Annotated in this window: 20 protein-coding genes and 2 pseudogenes; all 22 read right to left on the bottom strand. The window is 67.6% G+C overall.

What is annotated here, in order from left to right; genetic code table 11:
* Positions 1 to 1,310, bottom strand: a pseudogene (locus D477_RS06890) (primosomal protein N'); the annotation flags it as partial.
* A gap of 11 nt (positions 1,311 to 1,321) precedes the next feature.
* Entirely contained in the window at positions 1,322 to 2,527 is a 1,206-nt protein-coding gene (metK, locus tag D477_RS06885; RefSeq protein WP_043846005.1) for a methionine adenosyltransferase, read from the bottom strand.
* Between the two features lie 48 nt (positions 2,528 to 2,575).
* Positions 2,576 to 3,802 carry a bifunctional phosphopantothenoylcysteine decarboxylase/phosphopantothenate--cysteine ligase CoaBC gene (coaBC, locus tag D477_RS06880; RefSeq protein WP_005268285.1) on the bottom strand — a complete coding sequence of 409 codons (1,227 nt, stop codon included), beginning with the start codon at positions 3,800 to 3,802 and terminating at the stop codon, positions 2,576 to 2,578.
* A 30-nt stretch (positions 3,803 to 3,832) separates the two neighbouring features.
* On the bottom strand, positions 3,833 to 4,093 hold the full coding sequence (gene rpoZ, locus D477_RS06875; protein ID WP_005268284.1) for a DNA-directed RNA polymerase subunit omega: 261 nt from the start codon (positions 4,091 to 4,093) through the stop codon (positions 3,833 to 3,835).
* A 50-nt stretch (positions 4,094 to 4,143) separates the two neighbouring features.
* Positions 4,144 to 4,716, bottom strand: a complete 573-nt coding sequence (gene gmk, locus D477_RS06870; protein WP_005268283.1) for a guanylate kinase — start codon at positions 4,714 to 4,716, stop codon at positions 4,144 to 4,146.
* 19 nt (positions 4,717 to 4,735) lie between these two features.
* A complete protein-coding gene (mihF, locus tag D477_RS06865; protein WP_043846003.1) occupies positions 4,736 to 5,053 on the bottom strand; it encodes an integration host factor, actinobacterial type in 318 nt (105 codons plus the stop codon).
* 123 nt (positions 5,054 to 5,176) lie between these two features.
* Positions 5,177 to 6,022 carry an orotidine-5'-phosphate decarboxylase gene (gene pyrF / locus D477_RS06860; protein WP_005268281.1) on the bottom strand — a complete coding sequence of 282 codons (846 nt, stop codon included), beginning with the start codon at positions 6,020 to 6,022 and terminating at the stop codon, positions 5,177 to 5,179.
* Entirely contained in the window at positions 6,015 to 9,311 is a 3,297-nt protein-coding gene (gene carB / locus D477_RS06855) for a carbamoyl-phosphate synthase large subunit (protein WP_005268280.1), read from the bottom strand. The genes pyrF and carB overlap by 8 nt, the downstream gene beginning before the upstream one ends.
* Positions 9,311 to 10,537, bottom strand: a complete 1,227-nt coding sequence (gene carA / locus D477_RS06850) for a glutamine-hydrolyzing carbamoyl-phosphate synthase small subunit (protein WP_005268279.1) — start codon at positions 10,535 to 10,537, stop codon at positions 9,311 to 9,313. Before carA ends, carB begins: the two co-directional genes overlap by 1 nt.
* On the bottom strand, positions 10,534 to 11,049 hold the full coding sequence (locus D477_RS06845) for a PH-like domain-containing protein (RefSeq protein WP_005268278.1): 516 nt from the start codon (positions 11,047 to 11,049) through the stop codon (positions 10,534 to 10,536). Before D477_RS06845 ends, carA begins: the two co-directional genes overlap by 4 nt.
* The gene (locus tag D477_RS06840) at positions 11,049 to 12,386 is read right to left on the bottom strand and encodes a dihydroorotase (RefSeq protein WP_005268277.1); all 1,338 of its coding nucleotides are present in this window, start codon (positions 12,384 to 12,386) and stop codon (positions 11,049 to 11,051) included. The genes D477_RS06845 and D477_RS06840 overlap by 1 nt, the downstream gene beginning before the upstream one ends.
* On the bottom strand, positions 12,383 to 13,378 hold the full coding sequence (locus D477_RS06835; protein ID WP_005268276.1) for an aspartate carbamoyltransferase catalytic subunit: 996 nt from the start codon (positions 13,376 to 13,378) through the stop codon (positions 12,383 to 12,385). The genes D477_RS06840 and D477_RS06835 overlap by 4 nt, the downstream gene beginning before the upstream one ends.
* Entirely contained in the window at positions 13,375 to 13,965 is a 591-nt protein-coding gene (pyrR, locus tag D477_RS06830) for a bifunctional pyr operon transcriptional regulator/uracil phosphoribosyltransferase PyrR (RefSeq protein ID WP_005268275.1), read from the bottom strand. The genes D477_RS06835 and pyrR overlap by 4 nt, the downstream gene beginning before the upstream one ends.
* Positions 13,966 to 14,130: 165 nt before the next feature.
* Positions 14,131 to 14,553 carry a transcription antitermination factor NusB gene (nusB, locus tag D477_RS06825; RefSeq protein ID WP_005268274.1) on the bottom strand — a complete coding sequence of 141 codons (423 nt, stop codon included), beginning with the start codon at positions 14,551 to 14,553 and terminating at the stop codon, positions 14,131 to 14,133.
* Positions 14,553 to 15,116, bottom strand: a complete 564-nt coding sequence (gene efp, locus D477_RS06820) for an elongation factor P (RefSeq protein ID WP_005268273.1) — start codon at positions 15,114 to 15,116, stop codon at positions 14,553 to 14,555. The genes nusB and efp overlap by 1 nt, the downstream gene beginning before the upstream one ends.
* A 109-nt stretch (positions 15,117 to 15,225) precedes the next feature.
* Positions 15,226 to 16,325, bottom strand: a pseudogene (gene aroB / locus D477_RS06815) (3-dehydroquinate synthase).
* A complete protein-coding gene (locus D477_RS06810) occupies positions 16,322 to 16,810 on the bottom strand; it encodes a shikimate kinase (protein ID WP_237740724.1) in 489 nt (162 codons plus the stop codon). Before D477_RS06810 ends, aroB begins: the two are co-directional and overlap by 4 nt.
* Before the next feature lie 53 nt (positions 16,811 to 16,863).
* Positions 16,864 to 18,063 carry a chorismate synthase gene (gene aroC, locus D477_RS06805; RefSeq protein ID WP_005268271.1) on the bottom strand — a complete coding sequence of 400 codons (1,200 nt, stop codon included), beginning with the start codon at positions 18,061 to 18,063 and terminating at the stop codon, positions 16,864 to 16,866.
* 32 nt (positions 18,064 to 18,095) lie between these two features.
* Entirely contained in the window at positions 18,096 to 19,001 is a 906-nt protein-coding gene (locus tag D477_RS06800) for a shikimate dehydrogenase (protein WP_005268270.1), read from the bottom strand.
* Positions 18,992 to 20,236 carry an endolytic transglycosylase MltG gene (gene mltG, locus D477_RS06795; protein WP_005268269.1) on the bottom strand — a complete coding sequence of 415 codons (1,245 nt, stop codon included), beginning with the start codon at positions 20,234 to 20,236 and terminating at the stop codon, positions 18,992 to 18,994. Before mltG ends, D477_RS06800 begins: the two co-directional genes overlap by 10 nt.
* A complete protein-coding gene (gene ruvX / locus D477_RS06790) occupies positions 20,217 to 20,795 on the bottom strand; it encodes a Holliday junction resolvase RuvX (RefSeq protein WP_005268268.1) in 579 nt (192 codons plus the stop codon). The genes mltG and ruvX overlap by 20 nt, the downstream gene beginning before the upstream one ends.
* An 8-nt stretch (positions 20,796 to 20,803) precedes the next feature.
* Positions 20,804 to 20,935, bottom strand: a 132-nt coding sequence (locus D477_RS23840; RefSeq protein WP_005268267.1) for a DHHA1 domain-containing protein, incomplete at its 5' end; no start/stop codon positions are given.

Below are 20,935 nucleotides of genomic sequence, written 5' to 3'. Positions count from 1 at the left end.
GCCAGCGGCCCCTGGCACTGGGCGCAGCGGGCCGGCGTGCGGCAGTCCTGGCAGGCGATGGCCGGCGCGAAGCCGGTCCGGGCCACCTGCACCAGTACCGGGCCGCGTTCCAGCCCCTCCCTGGCCGCGCGCCATGCCTCCTGGGGCAGACGGGCGTGCCGCAGCAGCGGGTCCCGTTCCTGCTGGAAGGAGTCGGCGGTATTGACCACGCGCGGGGCAGCCGCCCGGACGGCAGATCGTTCCGGTTGGAGCGGCTGCGCCCAGCCGGTTTCCACCAGGCGCTGGCTCTCGGTGCTGCGGCTGATCCCGCCCAGCAGCACTGCGCAGCCGGCCTGTTCGGCGCGCAGCAGCAGGACTTCGCGGGCGTGCTGGTAGGGCGCGCGTTGTTCGACGTGCAGGTCGTCGCCGTCCTCCCAGATCGCGACAAGCCCCAGCTCCGCCATGGGCGCGAATGCAGCGGAACGGGTTCCGATGGCCACCTTGGCGTGACCATGCAGCAGCTTCAAGTAGTTGCGGTAGCGCGGAGTGGGCCCGTCTTCGGCGGTGAGCCGGACGAACGCTTCGGCACCGATGCTCCGCTCAAGTTCGGCACCCAGCATCGCCAGGTCCTTCGCATCCGGCACCACCACCACGGCGCCGCGGCCGCTGCTGAGCATGGCTGTGACGGCGGCGGAGAGCTGGGCGGCCCATGCTGCGGCGCCGTAGGACTTGTGCGCTGACAGTACCGCCCGCGGGGACCCGCCCGCGGCCAAGTGCGCCAGGAACGATCCTGCCGCAGGGTACCCGGCAAAGCAGAGCTCCGGATGCGGCCCCTGTTCCCGCGCGCCGCCCTGTCCTCCGGCTTCTGCAGGCTCCGCGGCCTGCGGGAACTCTTTGTCCACGCGGGCGACCCGGGGCGGAATCGCGGCCCGGACGACGTCGCTGAGCGTGCCGGCGTATCGGCTCGCCACAGCGTTGGCGAGCTGCAGCAGCTGGGGCGTCAGCACCGGCTGGGCGGAGACCACTTTGGCGAGCCGGCTCAGCTTGATGCCCTCGGCCGCCTCCGCCTTGCGCCGCGTGATGAAGCCGGTGACTTCCTGCGCACCGAAGCGTGCCTTGATCCTTGCGCCCGGCACCGCCTCCGCGGCGAGTTCTGCCGGCACGAGATAGTCGAAGGCGCGGTCGAGGTGCGGGACGGCGGATTCGATGAGCACTTCCGCCACCGGGTCCTCGGCCGCCGGCTGAGGCATCCCCGGTGGTTGTGCCGGCGCGCCGAAGCCCTGCAGCAGGGAGAGCTGGACGGCTTGGTCCGCGCCTGGATCCTGCGGCATCGGGACAGAGCTCAGGCGTTGAAGTAGCTGCGCAGTGCGTCCGCCCGGTCGGTCCGTTCCCAGGTGAAGTTGTGGTGCTCGCGGCCGAAGTGGCCATGCGCGGCGGTCTGCAGGTAGATCGGACGCTTCAGCTGCAGGTCGTTGATGATCGCCAGCGGCCGCAGGTCGAAGACTTCGTGGATGGCGTCCGCGATCCGCAGCGGATCCACGGTTTCCGTGCCGAAGGTCTCCACGTAGATGCCCACCGGACGGGCCATGCCGATGGCGTACGCGATCTGGACCTCCGCGCGCCGGGCCAGGCCTGCGGCCACCACATTCTTGGCGACCCAGCGCATGGCGTAGGCTGCCGAGCGGTCCACCTTCGAGGGGTCCTTGCCGCTGAAGGCGCCGCCGCCGTGGCGGGCCATCCCGCCGTAGGTGTCCACGATGATCTTCCGGCCGGTAAGGCCGGCGTCGCCGACCGGGCCGCCGATGACGAATTCGCCGCTCGGATTGAGGATGTGGCGCACATTCGAGACCTCCAGGTTCGAACCGGCCAGCACCGGTTCGATCACCTTGGCGGCAACGTCGCGGCGCAGATGCTCGAGGTCCACACCGGCCTCATGCTGGGTGGAGACCACGACCGTTTCCACCGAAACCGGCTTGTCGCCGTCGTACCCTACCGTGACCTGGGTCTTGCCGTCCGGGCGCAGGTACGGCAGGACGCCGGACTTGCGGACCTCCGTCAGCTGCTCGGACAGCCGGTGGGCCAGCCAGATCGGCGCCGGCATGAAAACGTCGGTTTCATCGCTCGCGTAGCCGAACATGATGCCCTGGTCCCCGGCGCCTTGGACGTCATAGTCGTCCTCGACCATGCCGTGCTGGGCCTCGTACGAGTTGAAGACACCGGCAGCGATGTCCGCGGACTGCTGGCCGATGGACACCGAGACGCCGCAGCGGGCGCCGTCGAACCCCTTGTCGGAGGAGTTGTAGCCGATGTTGAGGATCGTGTCCCGGACGATCTGCGGGATCTCCACGTAGCCTTGGGTGGTGACTTCGCCGGCAACATGGACCAGGCCGGTGGTGGTGAGGGTTTCGACGGCGACCCTCGACTCGGGATCTTCGCGCAGCAGTGCGTCGAGGATCGCATCCGAAATCTGGTCGCAGATCTTGTCCGGGTGGCCTTCCGTCACGGACTCGGACGTGAAAAGCCGCAAGGGGGTAGCTGAAGAAGTCACAGCCCTACTTTACTTGCTCGCACCGACGGTTCTGCGCTGCGGAACGTCTTAGGCCAGTTCGTCCGCAACCGCAGTGATGATCATCCCGGCAGCCTCGTCCTTGGTGCCGCTGAATGTCCGCGGTTCTCCTCCGGCCTGCCGGAGGATGCTGACAGTCGTACTGTCCTGTCCGAAAACGAGATCACGGCCCACCTGGTTGAGCACCAGCAGGTCGCAGCCCTTGCGCCGGAGCTTCTGGCGGGCGTACTCGAGCACGTCGCCGCGGCTGTCCCCGGTTTCAGCGGCGAATCCGACGATCAGGGCAGGGCCCTGTCCGCTGTCGCTGCGCAGCCGGACCAGCTCCTGCAGGATGTCGGGATTGCGCACCAGGGTGATTACCGGGTCCGCTGCGTCGTCACGCTTCTTGATCTTGGTTTCAGCCGTTTCGGCCGGCCGGAAGTCCGCGACGGCGGCGGCCATAATGACGACGTCCGCCCGCTCGGCGGCGTCGATGGCGGCGCTCCGCAGCTGCAGGGCGGTTTCCACCCGGGTGGTCTTGACGCCCTCGGGCGGAGCCACGTCCATGTGCGCGGCGACCAGTTCCACCTCGGCGCCGGCAGCGGCTGCGGCACGGGCCAAGGCGACTCCCTGCTTGCCGGAGGAGCGGTTGCCCAGATAGCGGACAGGATCCAGCGGCTCCCGGGTCCCGCCGGCTGTCACGACAACGCGTTTGCCCAGCAGCGGCATGTTGGCTGCTGCCGCGGACCGAGGAGCAGCGGCCTGGTCCAGGGCGAAGGCGTAGATGTCCTCGGGGTCCGGCAGCCGGCCGGGGCCGGTGTCCTTGCCGGTCAGCCGGCCGCTGGCCGGCTCCATCACGGCGGTGCCGCGGCTGCGCAAGAGGGCGACATTGGCCTGGGTAGCGGGGTGCTGCCACATTTCCGTGTGCATCGCCGGTACGAAGACGACTTTCCCTCGGGTGGCCAGCAGCGTGTTGGTCAGCAGGTCCCCGGCGAGGCCGGCAGCGGCTTGGGCCAGCAGGTCCGCAGTGGCCGGAGCAACAACCACCAGGTCCGCTTCCTGGCCGAGCCGGACGTGGTTGACGGTATCGACGGCGTCGAACACGGTGGTGGAAACCGGATGGCCGGAGAGCGCCTCCCAGGTCGCCTGGCCGACGAAGGACAGGGCGGCCTCGGTGGGGATCACCGTGACATCGTGTCCGGCTTCCTTAAACAAACGGAGCAGGAATGCGGACTTGTAGGCGGCGATACCGCCGCCCACGCCAAGGATGATCCGCATGCCTGCTCCGCCAGGTCCGTTCCGAACCTGCTAGTCGTTCTTCTCTACCGGCTTGGAAACCAGCAGCCCCTCATTGATCTCGCGCAGGGCAATGGACAGCGGCTTCTCGTTCAGCTTGGTATCGACGAGCGGTCCGACGTATTCGAACAGCCCCTCGTGCAGCTGCGAGTAGTAGGCGTTGATCTGGCGGGCGCGCTTGGCGCCGTAGATCACCAGGGCATACTTCGAGTCCGTAGTCTCCAGCAGGGAGTCGATCGGCGGATTGATGATGCCTTCGAGGTTGGTCGACACTTATTCTCCAAAAATTCTGTAGGTAATCTTTTCCGCTGTCTTTCCGGTGCCTAACGCGGGTTCGGCACGAGTCCCATCAGCGAAACAAGCTCTTCCGCCGCCCGTTGGACGTCGTCATTAATGACGGTGTGGTCGAATTCGGATTCGGCAGCAAGTTCCAGTTTAGCGGTTTCCAGCCGCTGCTGCTGTTCCTCCGGTGTCTCGGTGCCCCGGCCGACCAGCCGGCGGACCATTTCATCCCAGCTCGGCGGCGCCAGGAACACGAAGTTCGCCTCCGGCATCGTCTGCTTGACCTGCCGGGCGCCCTGCAGGTCGATCTCCAGCAGGACGGACTTGCCCTCCGCCATGGCCTGCTCGACTGTCCTGCGGATCGTGCCGTAGCGGTTGCGCCCGTGGACGACGGCCCACTCGAGCATGGCGTCCTGCGCGACCAGGTTGTCGAAGTCCTCCGAGGAGACGAAGAAGTAGTGGACACCGTCGACTTCCCCGGGGCGCGGGGCTCGGGTCGTCGCCGAAACGGAGAGCCAGACCTGCGGGTAGTGGTCGCGGATGAAGGTTGAGACCGTTCCCTTGCCGACGGCGGTCGGGCCGGCGAGGACGGTCAGGCGGGGTTTTTCAGACATGCTTTCCATCTATAGCAGTTCAACGCGGTTCCAGCAGGTCGATCAGCGCCTTGCGCTGGTGGACCCCTAGGCCGCGCACCCGGCGGGTCGGTGCGATCCCGACGGATTCCATGATCCCGGCGGCGCGGACCTTCCCGATGCCGGGCAGTGCTTCAAGCAGTTCAGCGACGCGGAGCCGGCCGATCGATTCCGTGGTTTTCGCCGACTCAATGACTTCGGAGATGCTGGTGCGGCCGTCCTTGAGCTTGGCCTTGACTTCGGCGCGCTCTGCCCGGGCCGCGGTGGCCTTGTTGCGGGCTGCCGTTCGTTCACTGTCCGTCAACGGTTTCAGACTCACTGGCTTCTCCACATCGTTGCGGGCCGCCGGCCGCGGCTTGGAGCTATTCCACTTGCACTGAACCTAACGGCAAGCCCGGGGGAAATCAATGCCTCCCGGCAGGGCCGCCGCAGGCTCCCGAGCTCACGCGGCGACCATCTCCAGGGTGCGCAGCGCAGCCTCGCGCAGGGCGGCAGCATCCGGGCCGGCCTTGAGGATATCCCGGCTCGACGTACCCAGTACCTGACCGAACGCCGGGCCGAAAGTCCGGCGCAAATCAGCCCCGGTGGCCCCCTGTGCGCCGAGGCCCGGAGCCAGCACCGGGCCGTTGAGCGCGGCCAGGTCCAGGTCCAGTTCGGCCGGGGCGTCCCCGACGGTAGCTCCGATAACGAGGCCGACCGATCCCAGCATTCCGGCCGCGCCGGCGGCGGCATTGTCTTCGGCAGCCGCCCGCACGATCCTGCGTGCCACCGAGTCGCTGCCGCCGGCATGCTGCACGCTGGCGCCCTCCGGGTTGGACGTCAGGGCGAGGATGAATACGCCGCGGCCGGTCTGCGCCGCGAGGTCCAGTGCGGGGCGCAGCGACTCATAGCCCAGGTAGGGGCTCAACGTGACCGCATCCGCCGCCAGCGGCGAGCCTTCGCCCAGCCACGCCTGGGCATACGCGGCCATGGTCGAGCCGATGTCGCCGCGCTTGGCGTCGGCGATCGTCAGCACTCCGGCAGCGGCTGCTTCGGCCAGCACCTTCTCCAGGACAGCCAAGCCGCGTGAACCGTGGCGTTCGTACAGCGCGACCTGGGGCTTGACCGCAGCGGCCACCTCCCCCACCGCCTCCAGGACGGTGAGGGAGAAGCGCTCCAGGCCCCCGGCGTCGTCGTTCAATCCCCACGCCTGCAGCAGGGCAGGGTGCGGATCGATCCCCACGCACAGCTGGCCGCGCGCGCGCATGGCAACCTCAAGCCGCGCGCCGAAAGCGGCGGGCTCAGGCACCTGCGGTCGCCTTCAGCTTCGCGGCGTGCTCCTGCAGGCTCGTGACGTCCCACTCGTACTGGCGCATGGCCTCGATCGCCTGGACGGCGGCGCCGAACTCGGCCACCGTGGTGATGATCGGGGTGCCCACAGAGGTGGCGGCCGCGCGGATCTCGTACCCGTCGCCGCGGGCCTCGCCGCCGGACGGGGTGTTGAGGATCATGTCGATCGAACCGTCGGTGATCAGGTCCACGATGTTGGACTCGCCGTCGGCGCTGCCCTCGCGGACCTTGCGCACGACGGTGGCCTGGATCCCGTTGCGGCGCAGCACGTCGGCGGTGCCTCCGGTGGAGACGATCTCGAAGCCCAGATCGGCCAGGTGCTTGACCGGCATCACGATGGACCGCTTGTCCCGGTTGGCGACCGAGACAAAGACCTTTCCGCGGGTGGGCAGCGGGTTATTGGCCGCGGACTGGCTCTTCGCGAACGCGGTGTCGAAGTACTTGTCGATGCCCATGACCTCGCCGGTGGAGCGCATCTCCGGGCCGAGCAGGGAATCCACGACCGTACCTTCCGGCGTGCGGAAGCGGCTGAACGGCAGGACGGCTTCCTTCACGGCGACCGGAGCATCCAGCGGCAGCCGCGAACCGTCACCGGTCTCGGGCAGCATCTTGTATGCCGTGCGCAGCTGGTGGATAGTCGCGCCGGTGCCGATCAGCGCCGCGGCCTTGGCCAGCTGGACGCCGGTGGCCTTGGAGACGAACGGCACGGTGCGGGAAGCACGCGGGTTGGCCTCGATCACGTAGAGCACATCCGAGGCCAGCGCGAACTGGATGTTGATCAGGCCGCGCACGCCAACCCCGGCCGCGATGGCGCGGGTTGCCTCCGCTACGCGGGCCTGCACGTCGGCGCCGAGGGTGATCGGGGGCAGGACGCAGGCGGAGTCGCCGGAATGGATGCCGGCTTCCTCAATGTGCTCCATGATGCCGCCGACGTAGAGGTCCTTGCCGTCGTACAGGGCGTCGACATCGATTTCGATGGCGTCTTCCAGGAAGCGGTCCACCAGCACCGGGTGGTCGTCGGTGATCTCCGTGGCGTTGGCGATGTAGTGCGAAAGCTGCGCTTCGTCGTAGACGATTTCCATGCCGCGGCCGCCGAGCACGTAGGACGGGCGGACCAGCACCGGATAGCCGATCTCGTCCGCGATCTTCTTCGCGTCGTCGAAACTGACCGCCGTGCCGTTCTTCGGCGAGACCAGGCCCGCGCCGTCCAGGACGCGCTGGAAGGCGCCGCGGTGCTCGGCCAGGTCGATGGCCTCCGGCGAGGTGCCCAGGATCGGGATGCCGGCGTCGGCCAGGGCCTGCGCCAGCTTCAGCGGAGTCTGCCCGCCGAGCTGGACGAAGACGCCCAGCACGCCACCGGTGCGCTCTTCGGCCGCGATGACCTCCAGCACATCCTCCAGCGTGAGCGGCTCGAAGTAGAGCCGGTTGGAGATGTCGTAGTCGGTGGACACCGTCTCCGGGTTGCAGTTGATCATGACCGTCTCATGGCCGGCCTGGCGCAGCGCCATGGTGGCATGCACGCAGCTGTAGTCGAATTCGATGCCCTGGCCGATCCGGTTGGGGCCGGAGCCGAGGATGATCACCGACGGCTTGGCGTGCAGTTCGACCTCGTCCTCCTCGTCGTAGGAGGAGTAGTGGTACGGCGTGTAGGCGGCGAACTCGGCGGCGCAGGTGTCCACGGTCTTGAAGACGGGCCGGATGCCGAGGGCATGGCGGACGCCGCGGACCACCGCTTCCGCGGTATTGGTCAGCTTGCCGATCTGCTCGTCGGAGAAGCCGTGCCGCTTGGCCAGGCGCAGGATGTCCTCGGTCAGCGCCGGCGCCTTGCGGATCTCGGCGGCCACCTCGTTGATCAGCTGCAGCTGGTCCAGGAACCACGGGTCGATGCCGGTCGCCTCGTAAACCTGCTCAACGGTGGCACCGCCCAGCAGGGCCCGCTGCACCATGGACAGGCGCTCGGTGGAGCCCACCTTGGACTTCTCCAGCAGCTCCGGAACCTCGAAGTCGTTCACCGAATCGAAGGTCAGCTGCGCGCCCTTCTGCTCCAGCGACCGCAGCGCCTTCTGCAGCGCCTCGGTGAAGTTGCGGCCCAGCGCCATGGCTTCGCCCACGGACTTCATCGTGGTGGTCAGGGTGGGATCAGCCGCGGGGAACTTTTCGAAAGCGAACCGCGGGACCTTCACGACGACGTAGTCCAGCGTGGGCTCGAACGACGCAGGGGTCTTCTGGGTGATGTCATTGGGAATCTCGTCCAGCGTGTAGCCGAGCGAGAGCTTGGTCGCGATCTTGGCGATCGCGAAACCCGTGGCCTTCGACGCCAGCGCGGAAGAGCGGGAGACGCGCGGATTCATCTCAATAACGACGACGCGTCCCGTGTCCGGTTCGATCGCGAACTGGATGTTGCAGCCGCCGGTGTCCACACCGACTTCGCGGATCACAGCGATCGCGATGTTGCGCAGGTTCTGGTACTCGCGGTCCGTCAGCGTCAGGGCCGGAGCGACCGTGATCGAGTCACCGGTGTGCACGCCGACCGGGTCGAAGTTCTCGATGGAGCAGACCACAACGACGTTGTCGTTCTTGTCCCGCATCATCTCGAGTTCGTATTCCTTCCAGCCGAGGATGGACTCCTCCAGAAGCACCTCGCTGGTCGGGCTGTACTGGATGCCGGCACCGGCGATGCGGCGCAGGTCCTGTTCGTTGTAGGCCATGCCGGAGCCCAGGCCGCCCATGGTGAAGGACGGGCGCACCACCATCGGGTAGCCGAGCTCGTCGGCGGCCTTGAGCGCCTCATCCATGGAGTGCACGATCACGGACTTGGCGGACTCGGCGCCGCAGCGCTCCACGACGCCCTTGAACTTCTCGCGGTCCTCGCCCAGCTCGATGGCCTCAATGTTGGCGCCGATCAAATCGACGTTGTACTTCTCCAGCACGCCGTTCTTGTCGAGGGCGATGGCGGTGTTCAGGGCCGTCTGGCCGCCGAGGGTCGGCAGCACCGCATCCGGGCGTTCCTTGGCGATGATCTTCTCGACCACCTCGGGAGTGATCGGCTCGACGTACGTGGCGTCGGCGAACTCCGGGTCCGTCATGATCGTCGCCGGGTTGGAGTTGACCAGGATGACGCGCAGGCCCTCTTCCTTCAGCACGCGCAGGGCCTGGGTGCCCGAGTAGTCGAATTCGGCGGCCTGTCCGATGACGATGGGGCCGGACCCGATGACCAGGACGGACTTCAGATCTTCTCTCTTGGGCATTAGTTCTCTTCCTTGGCGTCAATCGTGGCTTTGGAGACGTCCGCTGCGTCAGTAGTTCCGGGCCTCTGCCGCTCCGCTTCCATCAGGTCGATGAAGCGGTCGAACAGGTAGGCCGAGTCGTGCGGGCCGGCGGCTGCTTCGGGGTGGTACTGGACCGAAAAGGCAGGGATGTCGAGGCACGCAAGGCCCTCGACGACGTCGTCGTTCAGGCTGACGTGGCTGACTTCCACCCGGCCGAAGCGTTCCTCCGGCGCAGTGGTCGGGCCCTCGGTGGGGGCGTCGACGGCAAACCCGTGGTTCTGCGAGGTGATCTCCACCTTGCCGGTGCGCCGGTCCATCACCGGCTGGTTGATCCCGCGGTGGCCGTAACGCAGCTTGTAGGTGCCGAAGCCCAGGGCGCGGCCGAGGATCTGGTTGCCGAAGCAGATCCCGAAGAAGGGGATCCGGGCGTCCAGAACGTCGCGGAGCATGCCCACCTGGGTGTCTGCAGTGGCGGGGTCGCCCGGACCGTTGGACATGAAGACGCCATCCGGATCCAGGGCCTGGATGTCCTCCAGGGTGGCGGTGGCCGGCAGCACGTGGACGCGCACGCCGCGCTCGGCGAAGCGCTGCGGCGTCATCGCCTTGATGCCCAAGTCCAGCGCCGCGATGGAGAAGCGGGGGTCGCCCTCCCAGCCGTGGTCGGCCGGCTCGACAACGTACGCGTTGTCGATGCTGACCTCCTCGGCCAGGCGGGAACCTTCCATGGACGCCTGGGCCTTCACCTGGTCCAGCAGTTCGGCTTCCGGACGTGCGGCGTCAGCGCCCGAGAAGATGCCGGCCTTCATCGCACCGCGTTCGCGCAGGTGCCGGGTGATGGCGCGGGTGTCCACGCCCTGGAGGCCGATGATGCCCTGCTCGAGGAGTTCCTCGTCCAGGCTCCGTTCGGAACGCCAGTTCGAGGGGCGGCGGGCGGCGTCGCGGACGATGTAGCCGGCCACCCAGATGCGGCGGGACTCGGCGTCGTCACGGTTCACGCCGGTGTTGCCGATGTGCGGTGCGGTCTGCACGACCAACTGGCGGGCATACGACGGATCGGTGATGGTCTCCTGGTAGCCGGTCATGCCGGTGGCGAAGACGGCTTCGCCCAAAGCGGTTCCCTGGGCGCCGTAGCTGCGACCCCGGAAGACGCGGCCGTCTTCGAGGACCAGCAGCGCCGCAGAAGGAGTGGTTTGGTGTTCAGTCACGATAGATCCTCATCGTTGTCCGGTACAGCAGATACATAAGTCTTCAGGTGTTCCAGCAGCGGCCGCTTGTCAGTGGCGTGGCGGTTGCGGAAGGCGGTGTCGACGTCGCGCCCGCCGAGCGTCCAGGTGATGACCGCCAGCCCGTCCTGCTCGACGAACTTCCCCACCATGCCGCTCTCGGTGCGGACCGCCTTGATGGCGGAGCCCGGCACGTACAGGTCGCGGGCACCGCGGCGTTCGATCAGCACGCCGTGCGGATAGAGCCGAAGCAGGGCGGAGGAACGAATGCCGAGCCCATGGACGGCGAGGCGGTCCAGCCAGTCCCCCGCCGTCGTCGTGACGACATACTGACCCTCGTAGGCCGCCGCCGGCGCGGACGTTTCCTCCGGAACATCCGGCAGCGGTGCGATGTCCTGCTGCCGCTTCAACCGGTTGCGCCAGCCGATGTAGACGAGGCCGACAAGCACCACCACCAGGCTCAGTGTGATCAGTCCTGGTCCAAGGTAGTCCACTAGTGCTGCTCCCCCTCCGAAACCAGCGGGGTGTTGAGGCGGCCGTCCAGCACGGTGGGGTGTCCGCGGTAGAAGGTCGCGACCACGCGGCCGGGCAGTTCCCGGCCAGCGAACGGCGAGTTGCGGCCCATGGTCGCCATCTGGTGCGGGTCCACGGTCCAGCGGGCCGACGGATCGACCAGCGTGACGTTGGCGGCCGAGCCGCTGGCCACCGGCTGTCCATGGCCGGCGAGCTGTCCGATCCTGGCCGGGGCCGTGGAGGTCACGCGGGCGAAATCGTCCCAGCCCATCAGGCCCGATTCGATCATCGTGTGCTGGACCACCGACAGGGCGGTTTCCAGCCCGGTCATGCCCATGGCCGCCTGCGCCCACTCGCATTCCTTGGCTTCGCTCGGATGCGGCGCATGGTCGGTGCCGATGATGTCGATGGTGCCGTCGGCCAGGCCGGCCCGCAGCGCCTTGACATCCTCGTCGGTCCGCAGCGGCGGATTCACCTTGTAGACCGGATCGTAGCTGCGTACCAGCTCATCCGTCAGCCAGAGGTGGTGCGGCGTGACCTCGGCCGTGACCTTGATGCCGCGCTGCTTGGCCCAGCGGATGATCTCGACGGAGCCGGCAGTGGAGACATGGCAGACATGCAGGCGGGAATCCACATGCTGGGCCAGGAGCACGTCGCGGGCGATGATGCTCTCTTCGGCGACGGCCGGCCAGCCGGTCATGCCGAGGACGGCGGACACGGCGCCCTCGTTCATCTGCGCGCCGTCCGTCAGGCGGGGCTCTTGGGCGTGCTGCGCGATCACGCCGTCGAACGCCTTGACGTATTCCAGGGCGCGGCGCATCAGGACCGGGTCGTGGACGCACATGCCGTCATCGGAGAACACCCGGACCCGGGCACGGGAATCCGCCATCGCGCCCAGCTCGGCCAGACGCTCGCCGGCCAGGCCGACGGTTACCGCTCCCACCGGGCGCACATCCGTCCAGCCGGCTTTGCGGCCGAGGGTGAAGACCTGTTCGACGACGCCGGCGGTATCGGCCACCGGCGAACTGTTGGCCATGGCGTGCACGGCAGTGAAGCCGCCCAGCGCGGCTGCGCGGCTGCCGGTTTCCACGGTCTCGGCATCTTCCCGCCCGGGTTCGCGCAGGTGGGTGTGCAGGTCCACCAGGCCGGGCAGGGCGACCAGGCCGTCGGCGTCGATCACGGTTGCCCCGGCCGCGGCCAGGCCGGTCCCGGTTTCGGCGATGACGCCGTCGCGGACCAGCAGGTCGGTGCGGGCACCGCCGCCGATCGCGGCGCCTTTGATGAGGTAGGCCCGGGAAGAATCGGGGGTTGCTGTCATCGTTGGGCCTCCTGGGTTGGTGCGGCGGACGAGCTCTCGCCCGAAAGCAGCAGGTAGAGCGCAGCCATGCGCACCGAAACGCCGTTGCGCACCTGCTGCAGGACTGTTGACCGCGGCGAATCCGCCGCCGCAGCCGAGATTTCCAGGCCGCGGTTCATCGGACCCGGGTGCATGATGATGGTCTCCCGTGCCCCGGCCGCGTCCAAGGCGGCGAGCCGGCGGTCGTCGAATCCCCAGCGCCGCGAGTATTCGCGCGTGGACGGGAAGAATGCCGCGTTCATCCGCTCGCCCTGCACCCGGAGCATCATGACCGCGTGAGGGCCGGTGGCCAGGGTCTCGTCCAGGTCGTAGCTGACGGAGCAGGGCCATTGCTCCACGCCGACCGGCAGCAGCGTCGGCGGCGCCACCAGGGTGAGGTCGGCCCCGAGGGTGCGCAGCAGCCAGAGGTTCGAACGGGCCACCCTGGAATGCAGGACGTCGCCGACGATCGCCACCTTCATGCCGGAAAGGTCCGTACCGGCGGAAGCAGTGCCGTTGATCCGCGCCCAGTTCCGCCGCATGGTGAAGGCATCCAGCAGCGCCTGCGTGGGATGCTCGTGGGTGCCGTCTCCGGCGTTGACCACGGCGGCGTCGATCCAGTCCGAGGCTGCCAGCCGGGCCGGGGCACCGGAGGCCCAGTGCCGGATCACGACGGCGTCCGCGCCCATCGCCTCGAGGGTCTGGGCGGTGTCTTTGAGCGATTCGCCCTTCGAGACCGAACTTCCCTTGGCGGCGAAGTTGATGACATCCGCGGAAAGCCGCTTGGCTGCGGCTTCGAAGGAGATGCGCGTGCGCGTGGAGTCTTCGAAGAACAGGTTGACTACGGTCCGGCCGCGCAGGACAGGGAGCTTCTTGACTTCGCGGTCCGACACGGCGGCCATTTCCTCGGCGGTATCCAGGATCCGGATCGCGTCGGCTTTGTCCAGGTCCTCAGTCGAGAGCAGATGCCTCATGCGCTCCAGTCCTCAATGACTACTTCGTTGACCGGCGCACCGTCCACGCTGTCGGTTTCGGCCAGGCGCACGCGCACCTTTTCGACCGAGGAAGTCGGCAGGTTCTTGCCCACATGGTCGGCGCGGATGGGCAGTTCGCGGTGCCCCCGGTCCACCAGCACGGCCAGGCGCACGATCCGGGGCCGCCCGAGGTCTACCAGGGCGTCGAGGGCGGCACGGATGGTGCGGCCGGAGTACAGGACATCGTCGACCAGCACAACGACTTTGTTGTCGATGCCGGAGGCCGGCAGCTGGGTGGGCAACGGCGCGCGGGTCGGCTGGCGCTTCAGGTCGTCACGGAACATGGTGACATCGAGCTGGCCGGTGATTTCGCCGGCCTTGGCCGTGCCGTCGGCGGCCTCGATCTTGGCCGCGAGCCGGCGGGCGAGCGGATAGCCGCGGCGGGGAATACCGAGCAGGACCAGGTCCTGGGATCCCTTGTTGGCTTCCAGAATCTCGTGGGCAATACGAGTGAGTGCGCGGTCAATATCCGCTTCGGCGAGAACTACACGCGATGACTGCGGCGAAGCCGCGCCGGGCATGTTCATCTGATGCCGCCTCCTTCCCCGCCTCACAGGACGGACTTAAAGGTTGGTTGCGTAGACCAACGTACCACAGCGCCGGAGTCTGTACGGCCCGGAATGCCGCGGAGGTGGCCCCCATCACGGGGACCACCTCCGGTGAAGTTTGCAGCCTTTGGAACCGCTTGCCGTTCAGGCCAGCAGCGTCGGCTTGAGCTGCTGCAGCCGGCCCAGCAGGCCATTAATGAACGACGGCGATTCATCCGTTGAGAGGGTCCGTGCCAGTTCCACGGCTTCGCTGACGGCTACGCCGTCAGGAACGTCGTCGTTGTAGAGCAGTTCCCAGGTCCCGACGCGCAGGATAATGCGGTCCACACTGGGCATGCGCTCCAGCGGCCACCCCTGCGAGTAGGTGGACAGGAACTCGTCGATTGACGGCTGCATGGCCGTCACGCCTTCGACGATGTCCACCGTGTAGGGGTTGATCACCTGGTCCGTATTGTCCCGCCGGTCCTTCAGCGCTGCGGCAGCCGGAACGGCGCGCTGCTCGGCTTCGAACAGGATGTCGACGGCGCGGCGGCGTGCCTTGCCGCGGGCGGAAGTTGGTGCACTCACTAGTCGTTGACTCGTCCCAGGTAGTCGCCCGAGCGGGTGTCGACCTTCACCTTGGTGCCGGTCTCGAGGAAGAGCGGAACCTGGATCTGGTAGCCGGTTTCCACGGTGGCCGGCTTGGTGCCGCCGGTGGAGCGGTCGCCCTGCAGGCCGGGCTCGGTGTAGGTGATTTCCATGACCACGGAGGCCGGCAGCTCGATGTAGAGCGGCGTGCCCTCGTGCATGGCGATGTTGACCTTGATGTTTTCGAGCAGGAAGTTCTCGTCGTCGCCGACCACGGCGCCGGGGACGGTGACCTGGTCGTAGTCCTGGACGTCCATGAAGACGAAGTCCTCGCCGTCCTTGTACAGGTACTGGTAGTCGCGACGGTCGACCGTGGCGGTCTCGATCTTCAGGCCGGCGTTGAAGGTCTTGTCCTGGATCTTGCCGGAGACGACATTCTTGATCTTGGTGCGCACGAACGCGCCGCCCTTGCCGGGCTTCACATGCTGGAACTCGAGGACGTTCCACAACTGGCCGTCCATGACCAGCACGGTTCCGTTCTTGATGTCGTTGGTTGTCGCCACAGCTTCTCTTTCGTCGATTCAAGCGCCTGAAAAGGTCACCGGCTATTCTACCTGCTCGGCCGGGCCGCGGCGCGCGGACAGCACGACCCGCCCGCGCGGCCGCGGCTGGTCAGTCGGCGATCTCCTGGTACGCGGCGAACAGCAGCGACGTGTCCGGAACCTCGAGGATGCCCGGCTTGGCCACGGCATCCAGGACCACGAAACGCAGCAGGTCGCCGCGGGCCTTCTTGTCCCGCTTCATGCCGTCCAGCAATGCGGCCCAGCGGTCGCGCCGGTAGCTCACCGGCAGCTCGAGCAGCTGCAGGATGCTCTTGTGCCGGTCAGCGGTGGCGTCGTCGAGGCGTCCGACCATGCGCGACAGTTCCGCGGCAAAAACCAGCCCGACCGACACTGCCGCACCGTGGCGCCACTGGTAGCGTTCCGCCAGTTCGATCGCGTGGCCGAGGGTGTGGCCGTAATTGAGGAACTCGCGCCGTCCGGCTTCCCTGAGATCGGCCGAAACAATGCCGGCCTTGACGGCAATGGAGCGCTCCACGAGTTCACGCACCTCGGCGGACTGCGGATCGGCCACGGCTTCGGGCTTGGCCTCGATCAGGTCGAGGATCGCCGGGTCCGCGATGAAGCCGCACTTGACCACCTCGGCCATGCCCGTCAGCAGCTCGTTGCGCGGCAGCGTCGCCAGCGCATCCAGGTCGGCCAGCACGGCGGCCGGCGGGTGGAAGGCCCCGACAAGGTTCTTGCCTTCAGCGGTGTTGATTCCGGTCTTGCCGCCCACGGCCGCATCGACCATGCCCAGTAGGCTCGTGGGGATGTGCACGACCTTGACTCCGCGCAGCCAGGTGGCCGCGACAAAGCCGCCGACATCGGTCACGGCGCCGCCGCCCACCGTGACGATGGCGTCCGACCGGGTGAAGTCGTTCTGTCCCAGCACCTGCCAGCAGAAGGAGGCGACCTGGATGTGCTTGCCTTCTTCGGCATCCGGGATTTCGGCAGTCAGGGCGGTGAAGCCGGCCGCGGCAAGTTCCTCGCGGACGGTATCGCCGGTGGCCCGCAGGCGCGTGGATGGATCACCAGCACGCGCTGCACCCGCTCCCCCAGGATGCCGGGCAGCCGGTCCAGCAGTCCGTGGCCGACGGCGACGTCGTAGTTTTCGTTCGGCGCCGCGCCGGTGACCTTGATGATGGTCGGTGTCTGGGTTCCGTTGGTCACGGTGTGAGCCTTTCTTCAAGCATCGCGGACAGCTCCTCGACCAGGTCCTGTTGGGACTTGCCTCGGGTGACCAGGACGTGGTCCGCCAATTTCAGGTAGGTGGGACGGCGCCGTCGGGACATCTCCTGCCAGCGTTCCACCGCATCCCCGGCCAGCAGCGGCCGCCCGGTGTCACGCACGATCCGTGGCCGGACGGTTTCCAGGTCGGCGTCGAGGAAAACAACGACGCAGGACTCCAGCAGTTGCTGCGTTCCGGTATCGAGGATGGCGCCGCCGCCCAGCGAGACGACGCTGGGTTCGTCGGCGGCGGAAAGCACGGCGGCCACTTCGCGGGCTTCGATCTCGCGGAAGCCGTGTTCGCCTTGGGTGGCGAAGATGGACGGGATGGTCCCGTGCTTGGCAACGATCCGCCGATCGGTATCGATAAACGTCAGTCCATGCTGGGTAGCAAAGTGCTGCCCGAGGGTGGACTTGCCGGACGCCATCGGTCCGATCAGGACAAGATGGCGCTGTAACTTCAGCGGCATTGCGACGGGCACTAGCTCCCGATCGAATCGAGCGACTCCGGAATGGCAGCCAGGTAGCCGCGCATGTTCCGGGCCGTCTCCTCGACCGAGTCACCGCCGAACTTCTCGGTCACCGCCTGGGCGAGCACGAGGGCCACCATGGCTTCAGCCACGACGCCCGCGGCCGGCACGGCACAAACATCCGACCGCTGGTGGTGCGCCTTGGCGTCTTCGCCGGTGCTGATGTCGATGGTCCGCAGGGCGCGCGGAACCGTGGCAATCGGCTTCATCGCAGCCCGGACGCGGAGTGCATCGCCAATGCTCATGCCGCCCTCGATGCCGCCGGCCCGGTTGGTGGAGCGCACGATGGTGCCGTTGTCGCCGCGGACGATCTCGTCATGGGCCTCCGACCCACGCCGGCCGGCGGTCTGGAAGCCGTCTCCGACCTCAACACCCTTAATGGCCTGGATGCCCATCAGGGCCGCTGCCAGCCGGGCATCGAGCCGGCGGTCCCAGTGGACGTAGCTGCCCAGACCCGGCGGCAGGCCGTAAGCCAGCACCTCGACCACGCCGCCGAGGGTTTCACCATCCTTGTGGGCCGCGTCGACTTCCTGCACCATGGCCAGCGACGTTTCGGCGTCGAAGCAGCGCAGCGGGTCTTCGTCCAGCGCGATCACGTCGCGCGGGTGCGGTACCGGGCTGCCTTCGGGGACGGAGACGCGGGCAATCGAGACGGTATGGCTGACCAATTCGATGCCGAGGGCCTTCAGGAAGTTCGCTGCGACGGTGCCCAGGGCTACGCGGGCAGCGGTCTCGCGGGCACTGGCGCGTTCGAGCACCGGACGGGCTTCGTCAAAACCGTACTTCTGCATGCCGGTGAAGTCCGCGTGGCCGGGGCGCGGCCGGGTCAGCGGGGCGTTGCGGGCCGAATCCGCCAGTTCGGCCGGATCCACGGGCTCGGCGGACATGACCTTTTCCCACTTGGGCCACTCGGTATTGCCCACCTGGACGGCCACCGGACCGCCTTGGGTCAGTCCGTGGCGAACACCGCCGATGATGGTTACCTGGTCCTGCTCGAACTTCATGCGGGCACCACGGCCATAGCCGAGGCGGCGGCGGGCCAGGGCATCCTGGATGTCCGAGATTTTCAGTTCGACTCCGGCGGGGAGGCCTTCGATAATTCCAACCAGGGCCGGACCATGGGATTCACCGGCGGTTAACCAACGCAACATGGAATCAATACTGCCATGCCTGCCGCAGCGGTTCAGCGCCGGGGGGCGCCGACCGCGTCACACATCACATTTGTGACTGCGGCTGCGTCAGTGAAGCGCTCCCCCGCGAACAGCCGCACCTGTTCCACCGCCTGGTAGATCAGCATTTCCAGGCCATGGACTACAGTGCCGCCCTGCCGGTGCCACTCGCCGGCGATGCCGCTGGGCCACGGGTCGTAGGCCGCGTCAAGCAGCACCCGGCCGGCGCGCGGCACCGGATCGTCCGCCAGCAGCGAGGCAAGGGCGTCCGCGCCGTGCGGCGGCAAGGTGGAGATTACGGTCGCGGCTGAAGCGGCTGCTGCGGCAGTCTCATCCCAGCTGCGCACCTCCAGCGGCAGGCCGAAGTGGGCGGCCACCTGGCGGACACCAACGGCCTTGGCGGGATCCCGCAGGCAGACAGTAGCGGAGGAGGCGTTCAGCTGCGCCAGGGCTGCCGCAGCGGCTGCTGCCGTACCGCCGCCGCCAAGGATCAGGGCAGGGGCACCGTCCCGCACTCCCCCGTGGCGCAGCGCGCCCACAATCCCGGCCACATCGGTATTGTCGCCGAACAGCGAAACCCTGCCCTCGCCGTCGTAATTTACGACGACGGTGTTCAGCACCCCGAGGACCTGCACCAGTTCACTGGTACGGTCCATCTGCCCCACCATGGCGGACTTCAGTGGCATGGTCACCGAGAGGCCGGCCCACCCCGGCTCGGCCCGCAGGCTCCGCACGAAGCCGGGCAGTTCCTCCGGCGTGACATCGATAGCACGGTAGCTGCAGTCGAAGCCGATCAGCTCGTAGGCGGCGCGGTGCAGCGCCGGCGACTTGGAGTGGCCGATCGGGTGCCCCAGGACGGCCGCCTGGTGGCCATTGCGGACCGGCCGGGCGGCCGCGGCGTCCTGGCTGCTTAGTCGCACCGGCCCTCTTCCTGCTCGCTGCACCACTGCAGGTACTCCTTGGTGTACGCGTTGTGCTCCGCCAAGGTCTCGGAGAACTTGGTCTCGCCGGTGTCGAGGTTCACCGTGACCCAGTAGTAGTAGGGCACATCGTCCGGATTGGCCGCGGCGTCGATGGCAGGACCGCCAGGGGAATTGATGGGGCCGGCCGGCAAGCCGGTGTGGGCGTACGTGTTGTACGGGTTCGACTTGTCCTTCTTTTCCTCTGGCGTGATGTCGTAGCCCTTGCGGCCCAGCCCGTAGGTCACCGTGGCGTCCGACTGGATCAGCCCATTGGTTTCGGTGTTGTCCGGCTGCAGCCGGTTCTCGATAGCACCGGCCACTGCGCCGTAGTCCGCCTCGCCGGCCTCGGCTTCGATGATGCTCGCGATGGTCAGGACCTCGTATTGTTCCTGCGGGTCCGTGATGCCGTCTTTTTCGAGCCGCTCGAAGGTGTTGTCGATCATGGTGGTCAGGATTTCCTCAGCCGTAGCCTCCAGCGGGAAGCGGTACTCGGCCGGGAACAGGTAGCCGTCCAGGTTCTTCGCTTGGTCCGGCAAGCCGAATGCGGTGGGGTCCTGGGCCAGCTCCTCGAATTCGCTGACTGGAATTCCCGTGCCCTTGGACAGCGCGTCAAACACCTCGTCCTGGCGCCACGTGCGGTTGATCGCCGCGTAATGGACGCCTTCCTCCTCGGCCAGAAGCACGGCTGCAGCGGCAGCCGCAGGCATCTTGCGCTTCAGGTTGTACTCCCCCGGCTGCACTTCGCGGCCCTCGGCCTGGTTCGCCAGCTCATCGATGAACGTGTCCGAGGAGGCGATGATTTCCTCCTCGACCAGGCCGCTGGCGATGGCGAGCGGGCCTGCGCCCTGCTCAACGGTGAAGGTGACGTTGCCTTCGCCGGGCCCGGGATAGTCCTTGAGTTCGTTCATGCCGAGCAGGTTCTGCAGGAACAGCACGACCCCGACGAGGGCGGACGCAAAGACGGCGAACACGACCAGCAGCGCGATAGTGCGCCGCCGGCGCCGCTGGCGCTTGATCTGGTTCCGGCGGCTGCGCTTGCGGGCCGGCGGTTCCTGGTCGTAGAACGCCTCGTTCCCGGCTGCATAGCCGGTCCCATGGTCCTCTTCATACTCCTCGAGCGGCTGCCTGCGGGCCGGTATTCCGGATAAGGAGGGTTCTCCGGATAGCTGTTGCTCACCGTCTGCTCTCACCATCACTGTCGTCTACGCGTGGAATCTTGGTCTCCTCGTCACCAGCGCCGTCATCCGGCTGGCGGGGCGGATCCGGCACGGCCACTGGGATTCCGACGTCGCGGCCCTGCGCGCGCTGCATGTCCAAGGCGTGCTGCAGTATTTCGACCGCCGCGACCTGATCAACCACTTTACGATGCTCGCGGCTGTTCATGCCAGCGCCGTGCAGGGTACGATGCGCGCTGACCGTGGTCAAGCGCTCATCGATCATGCTGACCAACGTCCCCAGTCCGGCCGCCGCCAGCGCAGCCGCGAGCTGTTCCGCGTACTCGCGGGCCATGTGGGTCGACGCCGAGTCGCCGCCCTTCATGGTGCGCGGCAGGCCCACGAAAACCTGGCTGGCCGACCGCTCCGCGGCTTCCCGGACCACGATCCGGATATCGCTGTTCTTCTTGGGATCACGCTTCAGCGTGCGGATGGGGGTTGCCAGGATGCCGCCCGGGTCCGACCCGGCCAGGCCCACGCGGACCTGGCCGACGTCGACACCGAGCTTGCTTCCGGCCGGGACGTTTGCGTTGGACACGCCGGTCCTTAGCCCCGGTTCGCCACTGCCGCGACGATGGCGGAGAGCGCATCGTCGATCTTGGTGGCGTCCTGGCCGCCGCCCTGGGCGACGTCGTCCTTGCCGCCGCCGCCGCCACCGAGCACGCCGGCGGCGGTCTT

The organism is Arthrobacter crystallopoietes BAB-32, from assembly GCF_000328305.2.
GTDB classification, from domain to species: domain Bacteria; phylum Actinomycetota; class Actinomycetes; order Actinomycetales; family Micrococcaceae; genus Crystallibacter; species Crystallibacter crystallopoietes_A.
The sequence above is the reverse complement of the archived record's forward strand: the minus strand, read 5'-3'. Positions and strand labels throughout refer to the sequence as shown.

Bases quoted from the DNA above. Each gene is read 5' to 3' on its own strand.
- coaBC (WP_005268285.1), bottom strand. From the start codon at position 3,802: ATGCGGATCATCCTTGGCGTGGGCGGCGGTATCGCCGCCTACAAGTCC.
- gmk (WP_005268283.1), bottom strand. From the start codon at position 4,716: ATGTCTGAAAAACCCCGCCTGACCGTCCTCGCCGGCCCGACCGCCGTC.
- carB (WP_005268280.1), bottom strand. From the start codon at position 9,311: ATGCCCAAGAGAGAAGATCTGAAGTCCGTCCTGGTCATCGGGTCCGGC.
- D477_RS06840 (WP_005268277.1), bottom strand. From the start codon at position 12,386: ATGACAGCAACCCCCGATTCTTCCCGGGCCTACCTCATCAAAGGCGCC.
- D477_RS06835 (WP_005268276.1), bottom strand. From the start codon at position 13,378: ATGAGGCATCTGCTCTCGACTGAGGACCTGGACAAAGCCGACGCGATC.
- pyrR (WP_005268275.1), bottom strand. From the start codon at position 13,965: ATGAACATGCCCGGCGCGGCTTCGCCGCAGTCATCGCGTGTAGTTCTC.
- D477_RS06810 (WP_237740724.1), bottom strand. From the start codon at position 16,810: ATGGCGTCCGGCAAGTCCACCCTCGGGCAGCACTTTGCTACCCAGCAT.
- aroC (WP_005268271.1), bottom strand. From the start codon at position 18,063: ATGTTGCGTTGGTTAACCGCCGGTGAATCCCATGGTCCGGCCCTGGTT.
- mltG (WP_005268269.1), bottom strand. From the start codon at position 20,236: ATGGTGAGAGCAGACGGTGAGCAACAGCTATCCGGAGAACCCTCCTTA.